Here is a 26392-nt window from a genome sequence, read left to right as displayed (position 1 = left end):
TTACAAGCGATCCTCATGTTGCATGTTGATCCATCCCTGCTCATAGGCATACCTCGTTAGCTGTACACGATTACTAAGATGTAATTTCTGTAGAATGTTTTTAAGATGGTTTTTGACCGTGTGCTCAGAGATATTTAGTTCAATAGCGATATCTCGATTGGAATTTCCTCTAGCAACTAGCTGTAAAAGTTCCTGTTCTCGTGTAGTAAGTGGATGATTATCTTGTGAAGTGGTTGAACTCATACTGAATTCTTTTAGCATGCGGAATGCGAGTTCCTTTGTAACCGGAGCTTCATCTAATGCAACGGCATGAAGATAATCATGCCAAGTGCTTGGATGTAGGTTTTTCAAAAGATATCCTTGCGCCCCATACTTAATTGCTTCGAACAAATACGTTATATCATCGGAGACTGTAACCATAATAATTTTAATATAAGGATAACTATTCTTCAGACGCTTCGTTGCCTCAAGTCCACCAATGCCTGGCATTTGAATATCCATAAGAATAAGATCGGGCATATATTGCGAAGTAAGCTGGATCGCTTCTTCGCCTGAAGCGCCTTCAGCGATAATAATGAAATGAGGATCCATTTCGACGATCGTTCGGATACCTTCTCGCGCATGCTCATGATCATCGATAACTAATATACGACAACAAGCTTGTACCATAGTAACAATTCCCCTTTCGAAGTGAAGAAGCAACTAGATTATTATAGCATGTGTCAAATAAGAGTTAATGACTATAAAGGGCTATAGACACATTGAAGTATTCTACAATTATACTTTCATTAGACAAAATCTAAATATTTCTCTAAGATTATATTAAAGTTAAATTTGTAAACGTTATCATATGAGGTGGTTAAAATTTTAAAAAATATAATCAATTTTAAAACATTGAGAAATCAAATATTTCTGAGCTATATGGTCATTATGATTGCCATTTTATCGTCAGTAGGATTTTATTTGAACGATCAAGTATCGAAATTACTACAAGTTAATACAGAACGTCATATGGAGAATACAGCAGTACAAGCTACAGGAAACATAACGCTTTTATTGAATCAAATGGAAAACTTCACAGCACAGATCGCTACAAATGCAGTAGTACAATCTATGATGCAGAAGGAATTGAATGGAAATCATCTATCGTTCGATTCGCGTCAACAACTACAACAAGAAGTAAGAAAGCATGAAGCCTACATGAGAGGTGTACGTTCGATTGAACTTTATACAACAGACTATTCGACATTGTTACCACTTACGGAAAATAAATTGAATGATCGGCTACCAGCAGAATGGATTGCCAAGGCAGATCAGGCAAAAGGTGAATTAGTTTGGTTAGGTACAGATGAAAATAATTCAGATATAGTGATTGCAATGCGACATGTCCGCTTAATGAATCAATCATTCGCACAAGCTGGTTATCTACTTATTTATATGGATGTAAATTATTTTGAGCTAACTGATCTTTCGGTAGGCGGCGCGAATTCTGTAGCAAGTAATGAATATATGTGGCTGACGGATGATATTGGGACAGTTCTTAATACGAATAGTCCGAAAAATATAGTCTTGCCGTTAGCAATTAGCGCACAGCATTCGATTAATATTGATGGGAGATATTATTATGGTGTACAGCGTACAATTGAGGATGTGAATTGGCAAATTAGTATATTAACACCGGTGGATGAAGCCACAGAAGGAATTTCAGTGCTTAGAACCGGAATAATTATTTCTTTGCTAATTGGGATAATTCTATTTCTAATCGTAACCTATTTTTTATCAGGAATGATAAGTAAGCCTATTCTTCGATTAATACGAGCGATGCGAGTGGCGCGACTTGGTACGTTAAAAGTAATACCTATCGAATCTGGAACGATAGAAATTAATGAATTGAATAACACCTATAACCAAATGGTTGAATCGCTGAATGGATTAATTAAAATGGTCTATGAGAAAGAAATATTACAGAGTCAGACAGAATTGAAAGCATTGCAAGCTCAGATTAACCCCCATTTCCTATTCAATACATTAGAAGCATTATATTGGGAGATGGAGACTCGCGGAGAAGATCAGCTTGCTGAAGCGATTGTAGCGATGTCAGGGATTTTTAGATATGTTATTAATCGCGACGAACAGGATGAATGGGTAACTTTAGGCGATGAGTTAGATCATGCAGAGCGCTATTTAAAGATTATGAAGATGAGAATGGTTGAGCGTCTAGATTGGAGTATCGAAGTTGATGCAGATTGCAGAGTAGTTGTGATGCCTAAGCTGCTAATACAACCATTGATTGAAAATGCTATCCATCATGGTGTAGAACAACAGATTGGATCAGGAGTTGTTAAACTAAGCGTAGTTGAAAATGTGTCTGAGCAACATATTCGAATAAAAGTTAGTGATAATGGACCAGGGATGAGCCAGCAACAAATTGATCATGTATTGGAACGAATCAAACTGAGAAATCGCAACAATTATGAAGGGAAATCGACAGGAGTAGGTCTTAGTATTACCGAGCAACGTATTAAATTATACTTTGGAGCGGAAAGCGATGGACTAATGATTGAAAGCGAAAAAGGAAAAGGGACAATTGTCTCGTTCGATATACCGATCGCATTTAAGGGGGAATAGTATTGAAAACAATTTTAATCGTTGATGACGAACCTCGTACAAGAGATGGCATACAAAAAGTTCTTGATATATGGTCTGCAGGAAAATATCGAATAGAGACAGCACCGAATGGCATCGTAGCATTAGAGTGGTTAAATCATAACGAAGCTCATTTACTAATTAGTGATATTAGGATGCCAGAATTAACAGGTTTAGAATTAGTAGAGAGATTAGATAAGTATGAAAAGAGACCGAATGTAATTCTAGTATCGGGTTATTCAGACTTTTCTTATGCACAGCAGGCACTACGTTTTGGTGTGGTAGATTATTTGTTGAAACCGATTGATAAAGCTAGTTTAATTCAAGCAATTGAAAAGGCTATACTGCGAGTTGAGGAGCAAGAGCGATTTAAGGTAATGACCGAAGTCGTCGATACGAAACGATTAGAAGCTTCTCAACATTCTAGTCAAAATCCACATATTAATACTGCATTAACCTATATCCATGAACATTTATCCGAGCAAATCACGATGAAAGAGATTTCCGATTATTTACACATGAATGCAAGTTATTTCAGTGTATTGTTCAAAGAACATGTAGGATTAACATTTTCAGATTATGTAACCAGAGGAAGAATGCAGTTAGCGAAAGAGCTATTACTTACGACCAATGATTCTATGGCAGATATAGCAGAGAAAGTTGGGTATCAAACAGATAAATACTTTGGAAAAGTATTTCGTTCAGTAGCAGGTATTACTCCAGCGCAATATCGCAAAGAAAAAAGCATTCATAATGATACTACAATCCAATAATAGTGGTATTTTCCCCAAAATGTATGCCCTTACATCATGGTTGTGTACTTGTTAGAATGATTAAGAAGCTAATAAGTCCACGAAAGCTTACAAAACAAAAGGGGTTGTGTAATCGTGTACAAAAACAAAAAAATGCTAGTCCTATTAACGTTGTGTTTCACATTATTGGTCGCTGGATGTGGTAATAACTCATCTAAAGAAGGAAACTCTTCAGCTAATGGTGGTAACGGTGGTAGTGATGCTGGAACAGAAAAAGTAACAATCAATTTTATGCATTTATGGCCTGAAGGTATTTCAGCAGGACAAAACAAAATTGTTAATGAAATTATTAACGAATATCAAGCAGAACATACAAACGTAACGATCAAGACAGAAGTACTTGAGAATGAGCAATATAAAAATAAATTAAAAGTATTATCAGCTTCTAACAAGCTACCCGATGTTGGTGTAACTTGGGCAGCTGGATTCATGCAACCATATGTAGAAGGTAACTTATTTGCACCGATCGAGGAACTATTAGATGGTTCACTTAAAGATCAATTCGTTGCAGGTACTACTGAAGCGTATTCTATGAATGATCACACTTATGCTCTACCGTTAGAGTTTAATATCGCACCAATTTACTATAACAAAGCTATTTTTGAACAGTACAAATTAGAAGTACCAGCAACATATGAAGAGTTCCAAAATGTTGTGAAAGTGCTTGTAGACAATGGTGTTACTCCGATTGCCCTTGGTAACAAGGATCGTTGGACAGGTTCACTATGGTATATGTACTTGGCTGATCGTATTGCTGGTCAAGAAACATTGGCAGGAGCTATTGCAGGATCAGGATCTTTCGCTGATGCAGGATTAGTTCAAGCAGCAACAGAGGTTCAAAATCTTGTTGATGCTAATGCATTCAACAAAGGTTTCAATGGACTATCTAACGATGAAGGTAAATCAGAATTTGTTAACGAGAAAGCAGCTATGTACTTGATGGGAACTTGGGAATTACCAAACTTCACAACAAATGAAGATTACACACAAGAGTTCAGAGATAAAGTAGGTTTCTTCAAATTCCCTGTCGTTGATGGTGGAAAAGGTAATATCGATGGCTGGGTTGGTGGCCCAGGTGTTGGACTATTCGTAGCAGAAAATTCTAAAGTAAAAGAAGAGTCTAAAGCATTTGTAGAGTACTTTGTTCAGAAATGGGGCGAGCGTGCTGTAACAGGTGCAGGTGTTATTCCAGCAACGAAAGTAGATACTTCTACACTTGATCTTCCTGCACTATATATTGATTTGTTCAATGAAATGAACAAAGCTAGCAGTATTACACTATTTGCTGATGTGCAGATGGAAGCAGATGATGCTGAAGTACATCTTAATCAAATCCAAGCTTTATTCGGTAAAGCAAATACTCCAGAGCAATTCGCACAAGAACATGATACAGCAATTTCTGCGGGGCAATAAGATGTAGCGCAATAACCTATATCTAGAAATGGCTTATCTGTACCTTATTCAGATAAGCCATTTCTTTCAATTATTGACCCATGAAAGGAGTTATTACTAATGGATAAAGTTATGTCAAACAAAAAGATTATTGCATTATACGTATTACCAGCATTACTGTTCATTCTTGCAATTGTATATGTGCCTATCGTATTAACAGGATATTATGGGCTACATGAATGGAATGGTATCGGTGCAATGAAATTTATTGGATTAGATAACTATAGTGCCGTACTACAAGATAAAGATTTCTGGAGTAGTGCAGGTCACTCATTGTTATTAGCAGTATTCTCTACATTGAGTTTAGTAATCTATTTGGCTGTGGCATTAGTGCTATCTTCCAAAATTAAAGGTTCTAATTTATTACGTAAAATTTATCTAATACCTATGTTGTTATCATCAGTAGCTATCGCGCAATTATGGATGAAAATTTATCACCCGACGAATGGAATTATTAATACACTTTTAGAAGCATTAGGATTTACTAATACACCAGAATGGTTAGCGAATCCCTCCATTGTGTTATATGCCTTAATTATTCCGATTATTTGGCAATATGCTGGATTTTACATTTTGATCTACTATGCTGCATTGAAAAATATACCATCATCACTTGAAGAGGCAGCAACGATTGATGGGGCAAATGCCTTCCAAATTGCATATAAAATCAAATTACCTCTAGCGATGGAAGTCATTAAAGTTACGATTGTTCTGGCTCTTGTAGGGTCATTGAAATATTTTGATTTGATTTATGTTATGACTAATGGTGGTCCTAATGGAGCTAGTGAAGTAATGGCTTCTTATATGTATCGCATTGCCTTCAAATCTTATGACTTTGGTTACGCTAGTGCAATAGGATTCTTCCTATTAGTAATCTGTCTAGTAGTAACTTGGATTGTTCGTAAATTAACCGCAACAAAAGAACAAATTCAATATTCATAGAGTTTGCTTCCGAAGTAACTTTTTATATAACTAGAAAGTACATCGAAAGTGAATGAAAGTTTTACTTATGCTTCCGATGTTACTTTTCATATTCAAGAAATTATATCAGGAAGTGAATGAAAAGTTTTAGGAGGTAATGAATGATGCAAGGAACAATTCCGATTGAACATAAAAAATCTAACCAATATGGTAAAGGCGTAGTTAATAAGTTCGGCTATGGCTTGTTGTATGTAGTTCTTGCCGGCGTAGCGGTATTTCAAATATTTCCTTTAGTCTGGTTAATGTTCTTCTCACTAAAAAACAATCAAGAAATATTTAATATGTCCCCATTAGCTTTGCCTACTAATCCTAAATGGGAAAACTACGCAAAAGTATGGAATTCAGGAAATATCGATGTTTATTTCTTAAATAGTGTGTGGATTACGATTGCAGCTACAGCGATAACAATTCTAGTAGCGAGCTTAGTTACATTTGCAATAACACGCATGAAATGGAAAGGCAGTTCGTTCGTGTTAGGATTATTTATGGTGGCAATGATGATTCCTGTTCACTCCACATTAATCCCATTGTTCAATATGTTTAGTAAAGCACATCTTATCGACCATCCATTATCATTAATTGCCAGTTATGTAGCATTCAATATGCCCATCACAATTATGATTTTATTAGGATTCTATTATACGCTTCCGAAAGAAGTTGAAGAAGCGGCAGTCATCGATGGATGCTCTGTACACAAGATTTTCTTTAGAATTGTATTTCCAATGACAAGTTCTGTACTTGCAACTACAGGTATCATTAACATCATTTATAACTGGAATGAGTTTATATTTGTAAATACATTTATTAGTTCGGATAATTACAAAACGCTTACTGTCGGCATTCAGAATTTTATTGGTCAGTATACGACTGACTGGGGTGCGATTGGTGCGACACTAATGATTAGTATATTACCTATTCTTATCGCGTTCTTGTTCCTATCTGATAAAATTGTAGAAGGTATTGCTGCAGGTTCTGTTAAAGGATAAGGATGCTATCCATGTTCATAAAAGAGCGCTATGAATTTTTTAGTGGGAATAAAGGGAATATATAGAAATAAATAATATAATATGATATATTATGAATAGCGAAGAAGCACTTCCTGAGATGTCTCAGAGGTGCTTCTTTTTTTGTTGCAGATGAAATTGAGGCTAAACCTCACAAAATAAAGTCCAAAAAATATTGAGAGAAGGAGAATGAATATGAAAAGATTAATACTTGTCGTAATGATCTGTTGTTTAGTTGTAGGGGGAACAGGTGCTATAAGTGCAGCTGGAAGTGATATTCCTATGTTCAAAGTAAATGGAAAATTATTCGTGACCCCGGAGGGTGAACCAGCACCATATGTCAACAAAGATAATAGAACAATGGGTTCGCTACGTTTAATAGCTAGTGCATTAGGCGTTGAAAGTAAAAATATTAAATGGTCGTCAGCAACAAATACAGCGACTCTAGTACGTGGTACAAATACGGTTTCGGTTGTTGTCGGTAAAAAAGAAATTACGGTGAATGGAAAGAAAGTGGTTATGGACACGATTGCTGAAATGAAAAAAGGTCGTGTGTTCATTCCTGCTCGTTTCATTGCACAAGGTTTAGGTGTAAAGATCGGATATGATGCTGCTACTGGTACAGTATCGTTTAATACAGGAGAAGTTGCTAAACATAACTTTGAGGACTATGGTTTGACTCCGCTAGTGGAGTTACCACTTGAATTAACAGCTAATGGATTGAAAATGACGGTTAACGAAGCTTATGTCTACCCAACAAGTTCAACAGAAGCAAAGGCACTGGATAGCAAGTATGATATATGGAAATTTGAAGATGCCTATTACCTTGTGTGGGTGAATGTAACGCTTGAGAATGTTTCTAAGAAGCGTATTGCTACGGACTATAGTGATATGTTGAGAAAGGTTGCCGTTATGAACGGAGCAGGAAATGAGTTAACTTATTCGTTTTCATGGTTAGATAAATATGATGGATTCAACAATATAGAACTTCTTGCGAACTGGGAGCTTAACCCTGGTGAAAAACTGACAAGTAATATTCCATTTGTAGATTTAGTCAATAAAGAGTTAGAGTTTGTTGCTATCAGTGTTTTAAACGGTAGTTCTATAAAAGAAGCATTAATCGCTGAAAAAGGAGATAAATAGATGAAAAAGATTGTAGCTATATTCTTAGCTTTAGCATTATTTACACCACTAGTTTCTAGTGGTGTTAAAGTTAAAGCTGAAACGAATACAGTTTTAGAAAAGAGAACTTTGAAAGACCTTAAAGAAGAAATATTCGATTCTCCTAATACAACAAAAACATTTACTTTCTCTTTTCCAAAGGAAGCAGAAAATATAGTGAAAGGTTCATTTCAATTTTCGGGGAAAGGTGAGATTGTTGGAGAACCTAAAGTAGATCCAAAAACAAGAGAAATAACAGTAACTTTAAAGGGAAAGGAAAAGTTAGTCAGTTCAAAGAAAGTAATAGGATATGCTACCGCTTCTAAAATGGAGTTCCCCTCCAATCCAGGTAATGCCATGTGTCGTTACAGTGACGGTATAGATTGGCAAATAGCATCGGTGAAAACAACAGATTTCACACAAACTATGTTTAGGTTTTCTAATATGAAAGGTATGCCAAGCGATGTTCCTTATGAGTCTCTAAAAAAACAAAAGATAGCTACCTTTGTAGATATTAAATTGCCAACAACAGGAATATATTGGTTTACAGTTTTATTAGATGAAAACGGTAAAGTTATGCAGGATAAAAACGGTAAAGATATTATGGTGAGTGTGCCTACAAATCAAGTTGAGACAAGCACTATTGAGCTACCAACAAGTGCAGTAAGTTCAACAATGGGAAGCCCTATTTTTAAGAATGGGTATGATGCAAAAAATCCTACAATCGGAGTGCAATATAATGCAACAGAAGAAAGACCATTAAAATCTTTAGGAGTCATTAAGACCAATAACCCTGCTTTTCTAACTGGTCATGCAGCTTGCTATATGTATGCTAGTCCAATGTCATACTACGTCACAGCTACAACATTACCTAGTCAATCCTTCGACTATAGCGGTACGATCTCATTCCAATACACTAAACCAACCAAAGCATATATCGTAGGAACATTAACTGCTAATCCAACAAGCACTAAATTTAATGATAAAGATGTAAAAGTAAAATTAACACTTGATGGTGAAGTAAAGAATTTAAGTGATCCTGGTGCGATAGATTATTACATGATCTATATTCGTACCGAAGATAGTTCGATTAATCCACCTGGTATACGAATAGAGGGAATAGGACAATTAAAAGTAAGTGGTTCAATAGATTTTACAATTCCAAAAAGCAAGATGACAGGAAAGACAGAGTACACAGAAATTTATGTTGGTCAAGTGAGAGCTTATTATAAATCAAGTTCATACTTTGTAGATCCAGTGAACGGAAAATTTATGAGTTCGGGACAGTTAAGAGCAACCTCAATAGTATACAAAGAAAGCACACCACCCCCTCCACCCCCGCCACAGAGACACGCACCTACAGCAGTCATTGGCTCAATCTCAGAAGTGCTGCTAGGAGATGATCTTTTTGTTCATGGCTATGATTCTTTTGATAGTGATGGAACGATCGAAACCTATCGATGGACAATGAATGGTGCTAAAAATCCCATTACTAAAAATGAAATTGACGGTACAATTTGGTACGACACATTAGGTGCAAAATCGATTGATTTGTGTGTAGTTGATAACGATTATTTACAAGATTGCACGAAACATTCTCTTATTGTCACCGAGCCGATAGTAAAAGCAAATATAACGCAAACAGGAACGTTGAAAGAAAATAGAAAAGTAACATTGACCGCAAATGCCAAAACCTCCTCTCGTTATCCGATCTTAGATAGTAAGACCTCATGGAAGATAGAATCGGCATATGGTGACATTCCCCCATCTCAAATTAAAACAAGTAGCCCCCTCAAAGGAAAATCCAATATTGATGTTCTATTCAAGAAACCAGGCGATTACAAAGTTACATTGTATATGGAAAATACGTTAGGTTATAACGATGAAATTACAAGGATTTATACGATTCTTCCGGATGAAGTGCCATATACTAACTTTACTTTCCAAGAGAAAATCTATCGAGATTCAGTGAAAGGTAATATTGCAACATTTGAATTTACCGATCGTTCTTATTCCACCGATGGGGATCAGATTGCTAGTCGTAAGTGGTATGTAATTTTTGATGCGAATAACGATGGCATATTCAACGAACCGAAAGTGTTGTTCAACAGTGGTAATGAAACGAATGTTATTTACGAGAGTACACATGTCGGAAAATATAGATTCTTCCTCGAAGTACAAGAAGAATTTGGACAACCAACGATTGATGCCTTTGTAACAGCAAATGACCGAAGAAAATCTAATACGTGGGAATAAAGGAGACATAGATGAAGAAGGTAGCGAAAAAATTCATACTCATTATGCTAATGCTGCTCGTTATTTTTTCTTCATTATCCATAACTACTTTTGCAGTTGAAAAGAAGGATGAAAAGGGAGAGATTCTTAATCTTCCTCCTTTTGTGGATTTTGAAGTTAAAGAAAAACGTAAAGTAGATGTTATCGTTGATGTTGGTAACACCAGTTACACCACTGAACAAATCAATAGTATGGTCAATGAGCAGCTAAGACCAAAATTACAAGAGAATGGTGTAGACTACAAGATTCATATTGAGAAGAGTAGTGAGGGTACTACTAGGCAGTATTACTTCTCGGGACTTCCTGGTACAACTTGGGGAAATAAGGGGTTATGGTATTACGATATCGTAACTAAAGAGCATGTTTTCGTAAAGGATATAGGGCTTGATAATATCCGTAATGCTTATATAGACCCTGATACTGGATTAATATTCATGTCAACGATTGATCCCTGGGGAAGTTATTCATTAATTAAAGTATCATATACAGGAGTAAATGATAAAGTACCCAACTATCCTTTTACAAGTGTAACTACTTACTTTAACAGTAATCAAAATATAGACTTCAGCATTACTAGCGATGGCTACGCATTAGCAGATTATGGGGGAGGGTATGGAAATGGAATAACAGCTTATCCTATTAAACTACTTACTAATGGTACATATGGGGTAGCAAAGGCTGTGGTTGATAGTGAAAATATAATATCGAGTGTAACAAATGAATATCGAATGGTAGCTGGTCTTAACGATAGTATGATATGGACAGGTATTCATTACAGTAATAAACCCGCCAGTGTATACTACGTTAAGGATTATTTGCCATTTCATAAGATCCAATTTAATAATTGGAATCAAAAAGCTACTTTATTAAAACGAAACATTATGACTTATAGCGATGTAGGTATATTTAAATCTACTGGAGATATTATGTATGTATCAGCTAGTGTAGACGCTTACGATAGGGTAAGTGCTCCTAGTACTGTTATATATCATCCGATTACAAATACTTATACTGAATTCGAAATAGTAAATAATAATCAATACCCTACTCAACCGCGTTTTTACGTTATGGATGATAATAGACTAATATACATTGGAATAAACGATGGACAACCTTATATCTACGAGGACTACAGAGATACCTCTACTAAAAAGTTGCTTAAAGGGCTAGAAGGAACATCAACATATGTAGGAACTAGTATGCCATCAAGTCATATCAGTAGTTATATATTCTTTCACAATAATTTCTTAGTCGATTGGCAAACCCGTTATGCTTCTAAAGTAATGAATGTAGATACTGGTGAAGTACTGCAATTTGCATGGGATAGAACAGTAAACTTTATTCAATACCCCAAGTGGTACACATCCAAACAACGTAAAATAACAGATATAATCGAAGAAGTTCCTTATCGTACAGATGCAGAAAAATATTATGTCCGTATCGATGATTTATCTATCCCACATTTGGATCGAGAATCAACATTAGGTAATACCATTACGATACTATCTAAAAATCAAATCAATTATATGAGTATCGGAAACAGTAATAACGAAGCCGTAACAAATAAAATTCAATCGGCTTTAGGAACAACTCAACGTTATAGTATTAGTGAGATACAAACCGCATTTAATAAGGTTGGCAGCTATATTACAGACAGAAAAGAAGTAGATCTTCATATCTTAATGGGTAAACCAGGCGTAACAGAAGCTACCATAAAATTAACTATAAAGAGTATGACTACTAATCTATTGAAAGATAATATTATCGTTACACCGCATTATGTGAAAGGTACAGACAATTCAACGTTATATGAACTATTAAATCAAGTCAATTGGCGTGATGATCGCAATAATTATGTTTTATTCCTTCATCAAAGCATGATGACAGAATTTAGTGATCCACTCGTTGAAGAAGAGATTTCCTTACTGTTGAAAGGTAATTATGCTTTCTTTACCGCTATGGGAAGTACTAGTAATAAGAGTGCTAATGAAAGTTTAATTGCTTCTAATAATGGAAATGGTTATTTCTTTGCCGGAACAAATATTTCTCATATGTCTACAAGGCTACAAGAATATATGATACAAACTGCTGTTAAAAATCCAAAACGTGTCTCTGACACATTAGTACTAAATTATGATAGTACAACAGGCGATTACAGTTCTGATGTATTGATTAATACGTACTATGAAGATTTTGAGAGTGACCGGAAGATTAATGAACGTTTCCGTACTACTCATGATCCTAGTGTATATGAAAACAACACAGGTGTAATGGAAGGGATAGGGAAGTACCAGGAATCACCAACAACTAAATTCACAAAAGTTGGACTTTATGAAATGGTGGTTCAAGTGCAAGATGATCCTACAGCAAATGCTAATTTTAGTAATTACAATCTATGGAGTCAAGATTCATTATCTCGCTTAGTTCTATATGTGCATCGTGCACCAGTAGCCGAGTTCTCCGCTATCGTTAATGCGAGTAGAATGTTAACACTAACAGATTACTCTTATGACCTAGATCGTTACTCACAGCGTAACAAAGGGGTAACGACATGGGTTTGGAAGTGGAAGAAGGTAGACGATGCAGAATGGACAGTAGGTAAGCCATCGAGCCAAATACTAGCCAATACCGATTATTTTGTTTCTTTGAAAGTAAAGGATATTGATGGAGCTTGGTCAAGTGAAGTTGTAAAGTATGTAACGACAAAGCCTTACAATCAACCACCAGTTGCTCTATTTACAATTGATCCCAAATCGGTATCGTGGAACAAGCAAGCGATAATAACGGATCGCTCTTATGATCCCGATGGTGACAGCATTACATCAAGAGAATGGAAAGTGTATCGAGACTATCAAGTAATTCTAAGTAGCGGTACAACACCAACATTGAATCAAATCAAAGCTGCTGCTGTATCTGCAGGATTTAACGCTTTAGGCAATTATAAATTATCGTTACGAGTGAAAGATTCAGAGTATTGGTCAGAAACATATACCGATTACGTAGAAATAATTAACTTCCCACCAATTGCAGAGTTTGAACCATTAGCAGACACGTTTAGAGATAGCGTGAATAAAGTGGTCAATACGACGGTTAATCCCGATCAAGACGGTGACAATGTTGCCTATCAATGGATGTTATCTTATAGAGGTAAAACGTATAGTCTAGGAACAGCTCAACATCCAAGCTTCAAAGTGAAAGTCTTAGGGTTAGGCAAATTAGCAGTAGGAACATGGCAGCTAGAATTAAAAGCTAGTGATCCATTAGGGGCTAGTAGCTATATGACACGTTCATTTAATGTGTTGAATCAAACACCGACTACGACAATTACAAGTGGTCGTTCTACTGGTTATATTAATGAACCATATGCTTATACATCTAGCAGATCCGATGCAGATACAGAAGATGTAGCAAGCTTACAGTCATTTTGGCGGTTAACATCACCATCGGGTAAAGTGAAAGAATGGTATACACAGAACATATCCATTACGTATGTTGAAAAAGGATCTTATGTATTAGAAAATTGGGTAGTTGATCAATTAGATGCGAAAAGCGAGGTACAGAATATAGCTATTACAATTTTGAATCAAGCACCAATCCCTGGATTTACGACTAATCCATCGATCACCTACCGTGGAGAATCGATTAAGTTCGTAAGTACAGCTACTGATATGGATGGATATATTGATAAGCATAAATACGAATATGTAACAGATGAAGGGACAATATTCACACTAAGTGCAAGTACAGATTTCGAAAAATCATTTAGTACAATCGGCGATTTGAATATTAGACAAACTGTAACCGATAATGACGGTGCTACAGCAGTTACGACGAAGAAAGTTATGATTGTTAATCGTCCCCCAGTCGTTAAAGTTACTACCCCTTCAGGAACAACCCCCTCTACTGCTACTACCTTTACTTCATTAACGCCAACAATTTACTGGAAAATGACAGATGAAGATAATGACCAACAAGAGAAATATGAAGTTGTCTTAAAATCTGCTATTGGAACAGTATTGCAAACTTCCAAGGTTACTACAGGTTCTGGCCAATCTTTCGTCATTCCAAGCAATTGGAACCTTCTTGAAAATACGATATATCGAGTTACTGTTAGATCGTTTGATGGCTATGATTGGAGTCAATATGCATCGGATAAATACTTTAATATTATTACTAATCAACTACCCGAAGCGGGTTTTACATGGTCACCCTCAGCAATATGGGAAGGGGATGCTATTCAGATTAAACATCAAGTGAAAGACAGTGATGAGGATACGTTGCTTGTTCAATATAAAGTAACAGCGCCAGATGGAACAGTTACGGTGTATCCTAATTCGAATACTAGTTATTCGCTAACAAAAGCTAAATATTATAGCGATGCATTTGTGATCAACCCAGCTTTAGTTGGGAGATATGTCATTGAGCAAACGGTATCCGATGGAAAGAGCGATGTAGTGACTCTAACCCAGCGATTAAATGTCAATGAGTTAGATGTCATCGGTGAAGTCGTCCATACCGATCAATGGGAGCAATATAGACTTCGCTTTAATCAATCAGCAACGGAGAATGGTCAGTCCCTTTGGCATAGTAATCAATTTTATGCAGGAGAAAAATTCATATTAAAGGCAAAGACTACAAATACGGGCGTTATGGATTCAAGTTCAAATTTGAACGGTAATACTTATGCCAAAGAGGTAAAGGTATCACTGCTGAATAAATACGATACGACTCTGCTTCGTCAAAATGTTACGAATTGGATAGGTGAGCTGTGGCATACCGAATTTACAAATATGAAAAAAGGGAAGTATGATGTAATCTTTGAGGCGACTTATTCTAATGGTATTGTCAAACAATATGCTGTTACTTTAGAAATTATCGGGAAAGCTTCATCATTTGTAAGTTTACATCGCTGGAAGTAGATTTTTAGAAATGAAAAGGGGATGGCTCACTAGTCATATTTCAATGACAAGTTGGCATCCCCTTTCTGCATACGACTATTAATGCATTGCTTTGAATTGTTCGAAGAAGCGGTCAATTGCATAGTATGCAGCGCCTCTAACTGCAGATTGTTCTTGTAATTCAGCGAACAAAAACTGTAACTGTTCCGTTTGGAACGAAAGGGCACGCTGTTGTACGGTTTTTTGAATAGATGGCATTATCCACTCGGCAGCTCGACTCATCCGATTACCAATCATGACGCTATCTGGATTCAAAGTATTAATGATATTAGCGATTCCAATACCAAGATAATAGCCAATCCTCTCAAATAACTGTAGGACACGATCATCGCCATTTTCGGCTGCTTGTATCAATTCATCAAGATTTTCAAATCCAAATGCTGCAGCATCTTCTAAAAGTGCTTTTTCAGAAGCATACAGTTCCCAGCATCCTAGATTGCCACAAGTACATTCTTTTCCATTGAAATCGATGGACAAATGCCCTAGCTCACCAGAAAAACCAGATGTGCCTTTGTAAAGTTCTTTATCTAGTATGATTCCTGAACCAATGCCATAGCCAACGCTTAAATAAATTTGATTGCGAATACCTTTACCAGCACCATATTTCTGCTCACCTTGAGCTCCAGCATTTGCCTCATTATCAATAATAACAGGGTAATCAAATCGTTCTTCTAACATTTGCTTTAGTGGGACTTCACGCCATTTCATATTGGGCGCAAATAGAATCGTTCCATTTTGATCCACAATACCAGGCACACCAACACCGATCCCGACAATGCCATAAGGACTCTCAGGAGCTTGCTTAATAAATGTATCTATACATTGAACTAACGAATCAAATGCTAGCTCTCTTTTCTGGTTGGAAAGTTTTTGGTAGTATTCCTTTACAATATTCCCGTTAAGTTCAACAAGCACCCCGCGAATATAATTGACTCCAAGGTCGACCCCAATTGCATATCCTGCTTTATCATTAAATAGTAGAAGGACTGGCTTACGACCACCGCTCGATTCTCCGGGACCGATCTCAATTACTAAATTATGATCAATCAATTCCGTTACTAAATTAGAAACAGTAGCTTTATTTAACCCAGTTTGCTCAGATACTTGAGCACGGGAGAGTGGAGCATATTTTCGAATGCAACTCAAAACAATATAAGAATTCAATTTCTTCACTAGAGCAAGATCACCTGTAGATTTGGCGTTCAAAGAGAAACCTCCGTCCGTAGATTTGATTCTAAAAATATTATAGCATAAAACTTAGTTTATTTAATGGACAAACTAAGTGTTGACGTTTTGTTTACATGAGAGTAGAGCATTTATTTGCATTACTCTATCATTTCTTGTCAGTGTGATCTTAAGAAATTCGCTATAAACTTTAAGAAATTTTCTTTATTTATTAATTTATACATAAACTAATAAATTGAATTAAATTATGTTAAATTGGTGAAATAATCAAAAACACCCCCTAAATATCACAAAACGTGGTAAAATGTAGAAATATATAAAAAGAGAGGGGATACATATTTTATGAAAAAGACTTATTTGATGATTATTACATTAGTCGCACTTATTATTATATCAGGGTGCGCAGGAACTAAACCAAATAATAATAGTACCAATGCAACTCCAACGCCTACACCTGATGCTAGTGAGGAAACTACTCCAACACCTGAGCCAACTGAGGAACCAAATGAAAGTGAAGCTTCTTACGCTCAAGGAGATAAATTTACATTAGGCGAATGGGATATAACATTGGATTCATTCGAGTTTAATAAAGAAGTTAGCGATGATATATTTACTTCTAGTGCTGAAGAAGGAAATAAATTCATAGTTTTGAACTACACTGTACTGAATAACGGAAAAGAATCTTCTACGTTTACAGGTATGCTCGGTAGTATAAAGATGAAAGCTCTTTATAAGGATGAGTATGAGTATGGTAGTACTACTACGATGATAGATGGCGATTTGAGTAAGAGTACTGTGAAGCCGTTATCTTCAAAAACAGGATTTGTAGTCATTGAAGTTCCAGATGTTGTGGCAGATACAGAAGATAGTCTTGTGTTATCAATTGATAATAACGGAGAAAAAGCTCAAATTAAATTAAGATGATAATGTATGAGTAGTTGTAAATGAAGTTTGATGTATAGGCTGGATTCGGTGTTACTAGAATCCAGCCTATTTCATTTTTAGATCATTCTGTAGTAAACATATATAACAACTTATCGAAAGTCTGGAAACTGTAAAGGATGTATTTCAGGAGATTGAATTAGAAGATTAATTTATTTAGAAATACTTAGTTTATTTAATAGACAAACTAAGTATTTCTGTGTTATTGTAATACCAAGGTTACAAGATAAAGCGATTTCAATTATATGTTTTGAGGTCATTATCTCGTAAGAAATTCATTCATCATTAGACTAATTTATTTTAGGTTTAAGCTTCCGATGCTACTTTTGTTTACTAAGAAGATTATCGAGAAGTTACAAAAAATTTAGGAGGATTCATTATATGACTTATTTTACTAGCTTTGATAAAATTCAATTCGAAGGTAAAACTTCTAAAAACCCATTTGCATTCAAACAATACAACCCAAGCGAAGTAGTTTTCGGTAAAACGATGGAGGAACATCTTCGTTTCGCAGTTGCATATTGGCATACATTTAACGCTAACGGTACAGATCCTTTCGGTTCTGCTACAATGATTCGTTCTTGGGATAAATTTGATGGTCTAGATCGCTCTAAAGCTCGCGTTGAAGCTAACTTTGAATTCATGGACAAATTGAACATTCCTTACTACTGCTTCCATGATGCAGATATCGCTCCTGAAGGTGCAACACTACAAGAAACAAACAAAAACATCGATGTAATCGTTGCGATGTTGAAAGACTACCAAAAACAAACAGGTAAAAAACTACTTTGGAACACAGCTAACAACTTTACAAACCCTCGTTATGTTCACGGTGCTGGTACAGCTGTTAATGCTAATGCTTACGCTTTTGCAGCAGCTCAAATTAAAAAAGGTCTAGAAGTTGGTAAAGAACTAGGCGCTGAAAACTATGTATTCTGGGGCGGTCGTGAAGGTTACGAATCTCTTCTTAATACGAATATGGCTCTTGAGCTTGATAACCTTGCTCGTCTATACCAAATGTCAATTGATTATGCTAATGAAATCGGTTTTGATGCTCAATTCCTAATCGAGCCTAAACCAAAAGAGCCAACAACTCATCAATATGATTTCGATGCAGCTACTACAATTGCATTCCTACAAAAATATGGTTTACAAGATAAATTCAAACTTAACCTTGAAGCTAACCATGCTACATTAGCTGGTCATACTTTCGAACACGAAATCCGTGTAGCTGCAACAAACGGTATGCTTGGATCTCTAGATGCTAACCAAGGTAACATGCTACTTGGTTGGGATACGGATGAATTCCCAACGGATCTATATTCTACAACTCTAACTATGTACGAAGTTCTTAAAGCTGGCGGTATTGGTCGCGGTGGTGTTAACTTCGACGCTAAAGTTCGTCGTACTTCATTCGAAATGGATGATCTTGCTCTAGGTCATATCGCTGGTATGGATAGCTTCGCATGGGGCCTAAAAGCTGCTGCGAAACTTATCGAAGAAAAAACTTTCGATAGCCTAATTGATGATCGTTATGCAACATTCACAACTGGTATCGGTGCAGATGTTGTTGCAGGTAAGTCTTCACTTAAAGCTCTTGAAGCACACGCTTTAACAAACCCAGTTGTTGATAACAGATCTGGTCGTATTGAGAGACTGCGTCTGCAACTTAGCGAAGCGATCTACAGCGTATAGGTAGTTCAAAAAAGCAGACTTTGATAACGATGATTGACTTCGTAGTATATTCGACATCGAAGATGAAGCGAACTTGGGAAGTCCGGTACGCGTGTACCAAACTTGCGTTTCCTCCTTCCTCAAGTAGCGCTCCATCTTCTTGGTGCTGAAAGCCCGCTTTTTAAACCCTCATTGGAATAGGGAAATTCAAAATTCCAAATAAATTATAATGCTCAGTTAACTTCTCTTCATGAGAAGATAACCGAGTAACATATATAGTTCAGATAATGCTTCCGAAGCGAGAATTCGTTTCAGGAAGCATTATCTGAAATTACGGACAAACTCAATGCTTCAGAAGTAACTTTTCGTCTGCTAGGAAGCCATTTCAAGAAGATACAAAAAGTTTTAGGAGGATACATTCAATGAGCTATGTTATTGGTGTTGATTTAGGTACGAGTGCGGTTAAAACTTTGCTCATAGATCGTAAAGGTAATATTGCAGCGGAAGCTACACGTAGCTATCCACTTTTCCATGACCGTCCAGGATACAGTGAACAACGTCCAGAAGATTGGGTTACTGCAACAATTGAAGCTATGAATGAAGTGGCTTCTGCAAATGGTGTTGATGCATCAACTATCGAAGGTATTAGCTTCTCGGGTCAAATGCATGGTTTAGTTCTATTAAATGAATCTGGCGAAGTTGTACGTAACGCAATTCTTTGGAACGATACTCGTACAACTGCGGAGTGCCGTGAGATCGAAGCTACTCTTGGAGAAACTCTACTTAGTGTAACTCGTAATCCTGCACTTGAAGGATTTACATTGCCGAAAATTTTATGGGTTCGTAAGCATGAGAAAGAATTATTTGATCAAGCTTCAATCTTCTTATTACCTAAAGACTATGTACGTTACCGTTTAACTGGAGAGTTGCATATGGATTATTCCGATGCAGCTGGTACATTACTATTGGACGTGGCTGGAAAAGTTTGGAGCGAAGAAGTGTTGAAAGCATTCGATCTACCTGCTAGTTTCTGCCCTCCACTTGTAGAATCACATGGTCTTGTTGGTACACTTCTCCCTGAAGTTGCTACTGCATCTGGATTATCTGCATCGACTAAAGTATTTGCAGGTGGAGCAGATAATGCATGTGGCGCGATCGGAGCTGGTATTTTATCTGAGGGGTTAACGCTAAGCAGTATTGGCACTTCAGGTGTTATTCTTTCTTATGAGAACGACAAAGACAAAGATTTCGCAGGGAAAGTTCATTTCTTCAATCATGGTAAAGAAAATTCATTCTACGCAATGGGCGTTACGCTTGCAGCTGGCTACAGTTTGAGCTGGTTCAAGAAAACATTTGCTGCTAATGAATCATTTAACGAAATGCTAGCTGGAATTGAAGAAGTTCAGCCTGGTTCTAATGGATTGCTGTTTACACCATATTTAGTTGGTGAACGTACACCACATCCAGATGCTAACATTCGTGCAAGCTTTATTGGTGTTGATGGTTCTCATGAACGTGTTCACTTTGCACGGGCTGTAATGGAAGGGATTACTTTTAGCTTGAATGAATCGGTAGATATGTTCCGTCAAGCAGGTAAAGTTGTTGATAAAGTTGTATCTATCGGCGGTGGAGCACAAAATCCAGTTTGGCTTCAAATGCAAGCTGATATTTTTAATGCTACTGTTGTTTCACTTGAGAATGAACAAGGTCCAGGTCTAGGTGCAGCAATGCTTGCAGCATACGGTTGTGAATGGTTCGCTAGTTTAGAGGAATGTGCGAATCAATTTGTTAAGCATGCGGATAGTTATGAACCTAATGCTGAAGCTGTGGAGCAATATGCTGATTTATTCCGTATTTATCAGCAAATTTATGTACAAACAGTTTCAATTAATGAACAATTACTTCCATTCCGTGGATAATTCATATGTATAAAAAGCTCCTTCTTGTTGGATAACTAAGTTATATCCTTAAGCCTTTAGCTTAGGAATGAACTTGTCCAATAGAAGGAGCTGTTTGTATGTCATCGCCGACTGCGATTGTATTTGATTTTCCTGATGAACAAAGTACGTTAAATGCTTTTTCATTATTACAAGAGCTTGGCTACGATCCTTCTTTACATGATGCAACAAGGTTACATATTCATGTAATTAATGAAGATCTCACTTCGGCACTTGAGATTACGCAAGCTAATGGAGGCACTTTAGTTGAACAGTCTCATATTCAAGATGAGTTAATTGCTTCAACAGCCTATGGACTAGATGCGATCTCAATTCCTGCATATCTAGTTAATGAAGATTTAATTGCACAAGAAGAAGAGCTACCAACTATTGAAGGTCTTTCATCCTTTTCAGCGTACGATTAGCAATAGAGGTAGTTCAAAAAGCAAACTTTGATAACGAAGTAAAGTAGGAAGCTTAATCGGCATCGAATATGCCCCCCATCGAAAGCCTGCGTGTGCTCACGTACACAAAACGTACGCTGTGCTACTCGTTTTCGCTGTGGGTCATCTTCTCGATTCTGAAAGCACGCTTTTTGAACCTTCATTGTAAGTGAAAGATTAGAAACAGGCTATAGTATCGAAGGATTTTTCAATCCTAAGTGCTATAGCCTGTTTATTTTATTACTATTGTAAAATCAAACTCTCGGCAGCATCACGTCCAGCATTATAGCCTGTAGTGAATGCAGCTGTAATATTGTAACCACCAGTGTATCCGTGAATATCGAGAATTTCACCACAGAAGTACAATCCGCTCATGAATTTAGATTCCAATGTGCTAGGATTAATCTCTTTCAAAGTAACGCCCCCGCCTGTTACGAAAGCTTCCTCAATGGATAAGGAATCATGTATTCGGATAGGCAAGGCTTTAATAAGATTGGCTAACTCAATCCATTCTTGTTTTGGAATATGATCGAAAGTGAGTTCTTCATGTAGATTCGCTCGTCGCATCAAAAGTGGAATCATTCTTTCGGGCACGAATGATTTGAGTACGTTTTTCACCATCTTCTTAGCATCACTTTGACACAGTAAATAGGATTCATCATGAACTTCTTGCACGGTTAACTCTGGTTTAAGATCGACGGTTACTCGGACGGGTGTGCCTGTACTCTTCATTAATTCCTTAACAACAAATTGACTACAACGAAGGACTATTGGGCCAGAAATTCCAAAGTGAGTAAAGATCATATCTCCTTGATGTGTAATCAGTTTCTTTCCCTTTAAACTCCAAGCAGAAAGAGTGACATCCCGTAAGGACAATCCTTGAAGTTCTTTGCCTGCAATAAAGTGTTCTCTTGACACAAGTGGAACTTCTGTAGGAAATAATTCGGAAATCGAATGTCCGGCTTCCTCAGCCCATGCATATCCATCACCTGTCGAACCAGTGTGTGGTACTGATTTCCCACCTACAGCGACAATTACTTTCTGACAATGATATATTTCTCCCGTAATTAATTCCACTCCAGCCACTTTACCTTCCTTGTAAATGACTTTAGCAACAGGACTATTTACTTTAATCTGAACTCCTAACTTACGAACTTCTCCAACTAAAGCATCAACGACCGACTTTGCTTTGTTCGAGACCGGGAACATTCGACCATTATCTTCTTCTTTTAATGCTATACCAAGAGATTCGAAAAAATTCATAATATCATAGTTACTAAAAGTAGCTAATGAACTATACAAGAATCTTCCATTTCCTGGGATATTTTTGATTAATTCATCAATATCTTTTGCATTAGTTACATTACACCTTCCGCCACCAGAGATGCCCAATTTCCTTCCAAGCTTGTCTCCTTTATCTAATAGCAAGACGTTAGTACTATTTTTTCCTGCAGCTACAGCTGCCATTAGTCCAGAAGAACCGGCACCAATGATAATAATATCGTAATACATATTAATCCTCATTTTCATTTATATTTATGACTTGTCGAAAAAGCTAATAAATTGCACATAATTATACTGGCTAAATATGTAAAAAAAATCCACAAAAGATGCTTGTAATTGTGTATACTAGATATTAACATAAATCGAGAAGATAGGCGAAGCATTGACAGCATGTGAACGTATTTTTTTACATACCCTATAATATAACCATTCCTCTTGAATTATCTGAATCTGAATAAACTTATTACGCACTATGTAAATGTAAATTAATATATCCGATCAAGATAGAAGAAGTACTATGCTATGATTGCCCGCAGAAATCTACTAAAGCTATAAATGATGTTATTTTGCTGAGGGGAGATTCTTATATGTTCTATCCTGTTGTATTATACGCTATTATTTCTGCATTACCCGCTGCATATATGTATTTCTATCCTACGAATGTTAACTCCGAATCTTTACGCAAATTAACGGTTAGTGCAATTGCGCTATTCTCTTTCATCTTAGAAACTCACTTCATGCCAGATATTAATAATTATCAATATTCTTTTGCTCTTATCCCATTATTTTTTGTTGGACTTTACGCAGGTAGGTTTTCTCTGGCAATGGTAGCTGTTTGCGGAGTATTGTTTCACATACTGTATTTTACTTCAGGATCAGAGTTCTTACTTTTTACATCGTATGTATTTATAGTTTCAATTGTAAATTTCACTGTACACTCAAAGTATCAGACCTTACACAGTAGAGGGAAAATTATTTTAGTATTGTGTAGTATTACTGTTGCAACTACGGTATGCGTTTTCCTTTCTGTACAAAGTCTAGATGCTCAAATTAGATATCATAGTAATTTCTTATGGCAGGATCAAATCAAATATGGAATTGTATATTATTGCACAATACTTTTTTCATTTATGGTACTCATTAGACAAGAGCGGCAAGATCGTTTATTAAATTATTATCAATCAATGAACTACACCGCTAATTACGAGTCTAACACATGGATTCAAGTAATTAGAAACTCCCCGATTTCAATAATTAATGTAAATGTTAGCGGGGAGATTATGTATGCTAATAATAAAGCTTATGAGATACATACTAATCTTCGTCCTGTAAGTAATCAGGTGGGGTCTATTCAGAATTTAGATGAAGTACTGTCCACATCAGTAATTCTCTCGATAACACAACTAGTAAACCAAGTATTTATGAACCGAATTGCTGCAAGTACTACACAATTTGATGGTGAGAATTGCTTTATGTATTCTGCTTTACCTATCTTTTCACAAGACAATGAGCAGATTGTAGCTGTATCTTTATTTATTCAAGATATAACGGAACTACATGTACTTCGTCATGAAATTGATCATATGGATAGATTAAGTTTAGTTGGCCAGATGGCTGCTAGTATTACGCATGAAATACGCAATCCCATGGCAGTAATTCGTGGATTTGTACAGTTGCTTGAAGAAAAAAGTAGTACAAAGGGACATGAATATTATCGGATTATTATAGAAGAGCTGGATAGAGCGAATGCGATTATTTCAGATTTTCTTGCCTTAGCCCAACAGCGTGAAGTGAAGAAGGAGTTGCAACAAATCAATAAAGTTATTGATGATTTATATCCTTTATTACTTGCTGATGCTAACTTAAGAGGTCAAACGATGGAATTTACATTAGCTGATCAACTTCCTGCTATATCGATTAATGAACGTGAGATTAAGCAACTTATGTTAAATCTTTCTCGTAATGCAATGGAAGCCATGGATCAAGACGGTCATTTGCACATTAGTACGAAGATATGTAATGAAGGAATACTTCTCTCTGTATCTGATCAGGGTCCAGGCTTATCTGATGATATGAAAATTAAAATATTTGAGCCATTTGTTTCAACAAAGAGTACTGGAACTGGCTTAGGTCTTCCGTTATGCGCTGATATAGCGAAACGTCATAACACTCATATAGAAGTGCTCAATAATATAGATCGAGGATCGATCTTCCAAATTTTATTTCCTTTTGAGAAGCAGGTAGAGAAGCGACTACTAAGCTCATGATTCGAGTTGCGCTGATTCATGCTCCAAAGGTATAATAGAAATCAGATACAAAAACAAAGGGAGTGTTATGGATGTCCATGTCATTTGAAAGATATATGTTAGATATGATTCAACCAATGCGTGATGATCTTACTAGCGTTGGTATTACAGAATTGCGTACACCAGAAGAGGTTGAAGCTAATCTTCCTACAGCAAAAGGAACAGCACTTGTTGTCATTAACTCAGTATGTGGTTGTGCAGCAGGTCAATGTCGCCCTGGAGTAGCTGATGCACTTCAACATGAGATTACACCTGATCATTTATTTACAGTATTTGCTGGTCAAGACAAAGAAGCAACAGCAAAAGCTCGTGAGTATTTCTCTCCATATCCACCGTCTTCACCTTCCATCGCGCTAATGAAGGATGGCGAATTGGTATACTTTATCGAACGACACAGTATTGAAAATCGTTCTGCAGCTGACATCTCTGCTGATTTGACTGCAGCGTTTGATAAATTTTGCGGTTAATAAATGAGTACATTACAAAATCAAATCATTGAGAGACTTGGTGTAAAACCAACTATTAATGCTGCTGAAGAAGTGCGAAAGCGCGTCGACTTCTTAAAAGAATATGTACGTAATACGGGGACTACTGGCTTGTTAATCGCAATAAGTGGAGGTCTTGATAGTGCAGTTGCAGTAGGACTATGCAAACAAGCTACGGACGAACTTAGCAGCGAAACTGGGAAAGAGTACATCACACTTGGTGTATTCCAACCATATGGTGAACAAGTTGATATTGCAGATAGCTATGCTGTAGCAGAAGCATTCAAGCTTACACATAAAGTTGAAACAAATATTGAAGAAGCGGTTGATGAAATTTCATTAGAAGTTGAACATGCGTTCAAATCTATCGGAAAACATCAACATATTAGCCGCGGTGGCAAAGGTAATGTAAAGGCTCGTACTCGTATGGTCGTTCAATATGCACTAGCATTTGACATGAACTTACTTGTTGTAGGTACTGATCACGCATCAGAAGCTGTCACTGGTTTCTATACCAAGTGGGGTGATGGAGCGGTAGACATTACGCCACTTAGTAGCTTGAATAAGCGTCAAGTCAACCAAGTAGGTGCATTTATTGGTGTACCAGAAGCTGTACTTATTAAAGCACCAACTGCTGGATTATGGCATGGTCAAACTGATGAGGATGAGCTTGGTATTACGTACGAACATAATAGTGATTATTTGGAAGGTAAACAAATTCCAGATGATGTACGTGAAAAACTTGAGAAACAATACTTAAAAACAGAACATAAAAGATCCCTTATCCCAGGGATTTAGATGACAGAGCCTATCGCATAATTAGCGAT

Annotated in this window: 18 protein-coding genes; 15 read left to right on the top strand and 3 right to left on the bottom strand. The window is 36.6% G+C overall.

The annotated features are described in order from the left end of the window. Positions 1 to 669 (bottom strand): response regulator transcription factor, encoded by a 669-nt coding sequence (locus tag NAG76_01195; GenBank protein URN94903.1) that lies wholly within the window; start codon positions 667 to 669, stop codon positions 1 to 3. Between the two features lie 252 nt (positions 670 to 921). Here NAG76_01195 and NAG76_01190 point away from each other — a divergent pair, with 252 nt between their 5' ends. From NAG76_01190 to NAG76_01155, 8 genes are all read left to right on the top strand, one after another. Continuing rightward, on the top strand, positions 922 to 2628 hold the full coding sequence (locus tag NAG76_01190) for a sensor histidine kinase (protein ID URN96733.1): 1707 nt from the start codon (positions 922 to 924) through the stop codon (positions 2626 to 2628). 2 nt (positions 2629 to 2630) lie between these two features. Beyond that, a complete protein-coding gene (locus NAG76_01185; protein URN94902.1) occupies positions 2631 to 3419 on the top strand; it encodes a response regulator in 789 nt (262 codons plus the stop codon). Positions 3420 to 3551: 132 nt separating this feature from the next. After that, the gene (locus tag NAG76_01180; protein URN96732.1) at positions 3552 to 4871 is read left to right on the top strand and encodes an extracellular solute-binding protein; all 1320 of its coding nucleotides are present in this window, start codon (positions 3552 to 3554) and stop codon (positions 4869 to 4871) included. A gap of 99 nt (positions 4872 to 4970) precedes the next feature. Then, positions 4971 to 5852: a sugar ABC transporter permease gene (locus NAG76_01175; GenBank protein URN94901.1), complete on the top strand. Its 882-nt coding sequence runs from the start codon at positions 4971 to 4973 to the stop codon at positions 5850 to 5852. Between the two features lie 140 nt (positions 5853 to 5992). Continuing rightward, the gene (locus NAG76_01170) at positions 5993 to 6877 is read left to right on the top strand and encodes a carbohydrate ABC transporter permease (protein URN94900.1); all 885 of its coding nucleotides are present in this window, start codon (positions 5993 to 5995) and stop codon (positions 6875 to 6877) included. A gap of 213 nt (positions 6878 to 7090) precedes the next feature. After that, entirely contained in the window at positions 7091 to 8038 is a 948-nt protein-coding gene (locus tag NAG76_01165) for a copper amine oxidase N-terminal domain-containing protein (protein URN94899.1), read from the top strand. Next, complete coding sequence (locus NAG76_01160) at positions 8039 to 10312, top strand: hypothetical protein (GenBank protein URN94898.1); 2274 nt, start codon at positions 8039 to 8041, stop codon at positions 10310 to 10312. Positions 10313 to 10323: 11 nt separating this feature from the next. Continuing rightward, entirely contained in the window at positions 10324 to 15270 is a 4947-nt protein-coding gene (locus NAG76_01155) for a fibronectin type III domain-containing protein (GenBank protein ID URN94897.1), read from the top strand. Positions 15271 to 15348: 78 nt separating this feature from the next. On the opposite strand, the gene NAG76_01150 is transcribed toward NAG76_01155, so the two are convergent. Then, entirely contained in the window at positions 15349 to 16515 is a 1167-nt protein-coding gene (locus tag NAG76_01150) for an ROK family protein (GenBank protein ID URN94896.1), read from the bottom strand. Positions 16516 to 16836: 321 nt separating this feature from the next. Here NAG76_01150 and NAG76_01145 point away from each other — a divergent pair, with 321 nt between their 5' ends. From NAG76_01145 to NAG76_01130, 4 genes are all read left to right on the top strand, one after another. Further along, entirely contained in the window at positions 16837 to 17418 is a 582-nt protein-coding gene (locus tag NAG76_01145) for a DUF4352 domain-containing protein (protein ID URN94895.1), read from the top strand. Positions 17419 to 17817: 399 nt separating this feature from the next. Next, on the top strand, positions 17818 to 19131 hold the full coding sequence (gene xylA, locus NAG76_01140) for a xylose isomerase (GenBank protein URN94894.1): 1314 nt from the start codon (positions 17818 to 17820) through the stop codon (positions 19129 to 19131). Positions 19132 to 19532: 401 nt separating this feature from the next. Further along, positions 19533 to 21029 (top strand): xylulokinase, encoded by a 1497-nt coding sequence (gene xylB, locus NAG76_01135; protein URN94893.1) that lies wholly within the window; start codon positions 19533 to 19535, stop codon positions 21027 to 21029. 98 nt (positions 21030 to 21127) lie between these two features. Continuing rightward, a complete protein-coding gene (locus tag NAG76_01130) occupies positions 21128 to 21472 on the top strand; it encodes a hypothetical protein (GenBank protein URN94892.1) in 345 nt (114 codons plus the stop codon). Positions 21473 to 21733: 261 nt separating this feature from the next. Here NAG76_01130 and NAG76_01125 read toward each other — a convergent pair whose 3' ends face one another. Further along, positions 21734 to 23002 carry an NAD(P)/FAD-dependent oxidoreductase gene (locus tag NAG76_01125; GenBank protein ID URN94891.1) on the bottom strand — a complete coding sequence of 423 codons (1269 nt, stop codon included), beginning with the start codon at positions 23000 to 23002 and terminating at the stop codon, positions 21734 to 21736. Positions 23003 to 23361: 359 nt separating this feature from the next. Here NAG76_01125 and NAG76_01120 point away from each other — a divergent pair, with 359 nt between their 5' ends. The 3 genes from NAG76_01120 to nadE all read left to right on the top strand — a co-directional run bounded on the left by NAG76_01120 (position 23362) and on the right by nadE (position 26363). Next, positions 23362 to 25041 (top strand): ATP-binding protein, encoded by a 1680-nt coding sequence (locus NAG76_01120; GenBank protein URN94890.1) that lies wholly within the window; start codon positions 23362 to 23364, stop codon positions 25039 to 25041. A 71-nt stretch (positions 25042 to 25112) separates the two neighbouring features. Next, entirely contained in the window at positions 25113 to 25547 is a 435-nt protein-coding gene (locus tag NAG76_01115) for a BrxA/BrxB family bacilliredoxin (GenBank protein ID URN94889.1), read from the top strand. A 3-nt stretch (positions 25548 to 25550) separates the two neighbouring features. Continuing rightward, positions 25551 to 26363 carry an ammonia-dependent NAD(+) synthetase gene (gene nadE / locus NAG76_01110; GenBank protein ID URN94888.1) on the top strand — a complete coding sequence of 271 codons (813 nt, stop codon included), beginning with the start codon at positions 25551 to 25553 and terminating at the stop codon, positions 26361 to 26363. The last annotated feature ends 29 nt before the right edge of the window (positions 26364 to 26392 follow it).

Origin of the sequence: Candidatus Pristimantibacillus lignocellulolyticus (assembly GCA_023639215.1) — a bacterium.
GTDB lineage: Bacteria > Bacillota > Bacilli > Paenibacillales > Paenibacillaceae > Pristimantibacillus > Pristimantibacillus lignocellulolyticus.
Note: the sequence above shows the minus strand (reverse complement) of the source record. Positions and strands in the feature narration are given on the sequence as shown.

Coding starts and splice junctions, on each gene's coding strand:
- nadE (URN94888.1), top strand. CDS start 25,551: ATGAGTACATTACAAAATCAAATCATTGAGAGACTTGGTGTAAAACCA.
- NAG76_01130 (URN94892.1), top strand. CDS start 21,128: ATGTCATCGCCGACTGCGATTGTATTTGATTTTCCTGATGAACAAAGT.
- NAG76_01125 (URN94891.1), bottom strand. CDS start 23,002: ATGTATTACGATATTATTATCATTGGTGCCGGTTCTTCTGGACTAATG.
- xylA (URN94894.1), top strand. CDS start 17,818: ATGACTTATTTTACTAGCTTTGATAAAATTCAATTCGAAGGTAAAACT.
- NAG76_01190 (URN96733.1), top strand. CDS start 922: ATGGTCATTATGATTGCCATTTTATCGTCAGTAGGATTTTATTTGAAC.
- NAG76_01170 (URN94900.1), top strand. CDS start 5,993: ATGATGCAAGGAACAATTCCGATTGAACATAAAAAATCTAACCAATAT.
- NAG76_01160 (URN94898.1), top strand. CDS start 8,039: ATGAAAAAGATTGTAGCTATATTCTTAGCTTTAGCATTATTTACACCA.
- NAG76_01115 (URN94889.1), top strand. CDS start 25,113: ATGTCCATGTCATTTGAAAGATATATGTTAGATATGATTCAACCAATG.
- xylB (URN94893.1), top strand. CDS start 19,533: ATGAGCTATGTTATTGGTGTTGATTTAGGTACGAGTGCGGTTAAAACT.
- NAG76_01175 (URN94901.1), top strand. CDS start 4,971: ATGGATAAAGTTATGTCAAACAAAAAGATTATTGCATTATACGTATTA.
- NAG76_01145 (URN94895.1), top strand. CDS start 16,837: ATGAAAAAGACTTATTTGATGATTATTACATTAGTCGCACTTATTATT.
- NAG76_01195 (URN94903.1), bottom strand. CDS start 669: ATGGTACAAGCTTGTTGTCGTATATTAGTTATCGATGATCATGAGCAT.
- NAG76_01165 (URN94899.1), top strand. CDS start 7,091: ATGAAAAGATTAATACTTGTCGTAATGATCTGTTGTTTAGTTGTAGGG.
- NAG76_01120 (URN94890.1), top strand. CDS start 23,362: ATGTTCTATCCTGTTGTATTATACGCTATTATTTCTGCATTACCCGCT.
- NAG76_01155 (URN94897.1), top strand. CDS start 10,324: ATGAAGAAGGTAGCGAAAAAATTCATACTCATTATGCTAATGCTGCTC.
- NAG76_01180 (URN96732.1), top strand. CDS start 3,552: ATGCTAGTCCTATTAACGTTGTGTTTCACATTATTGGTCGCTGGATGT.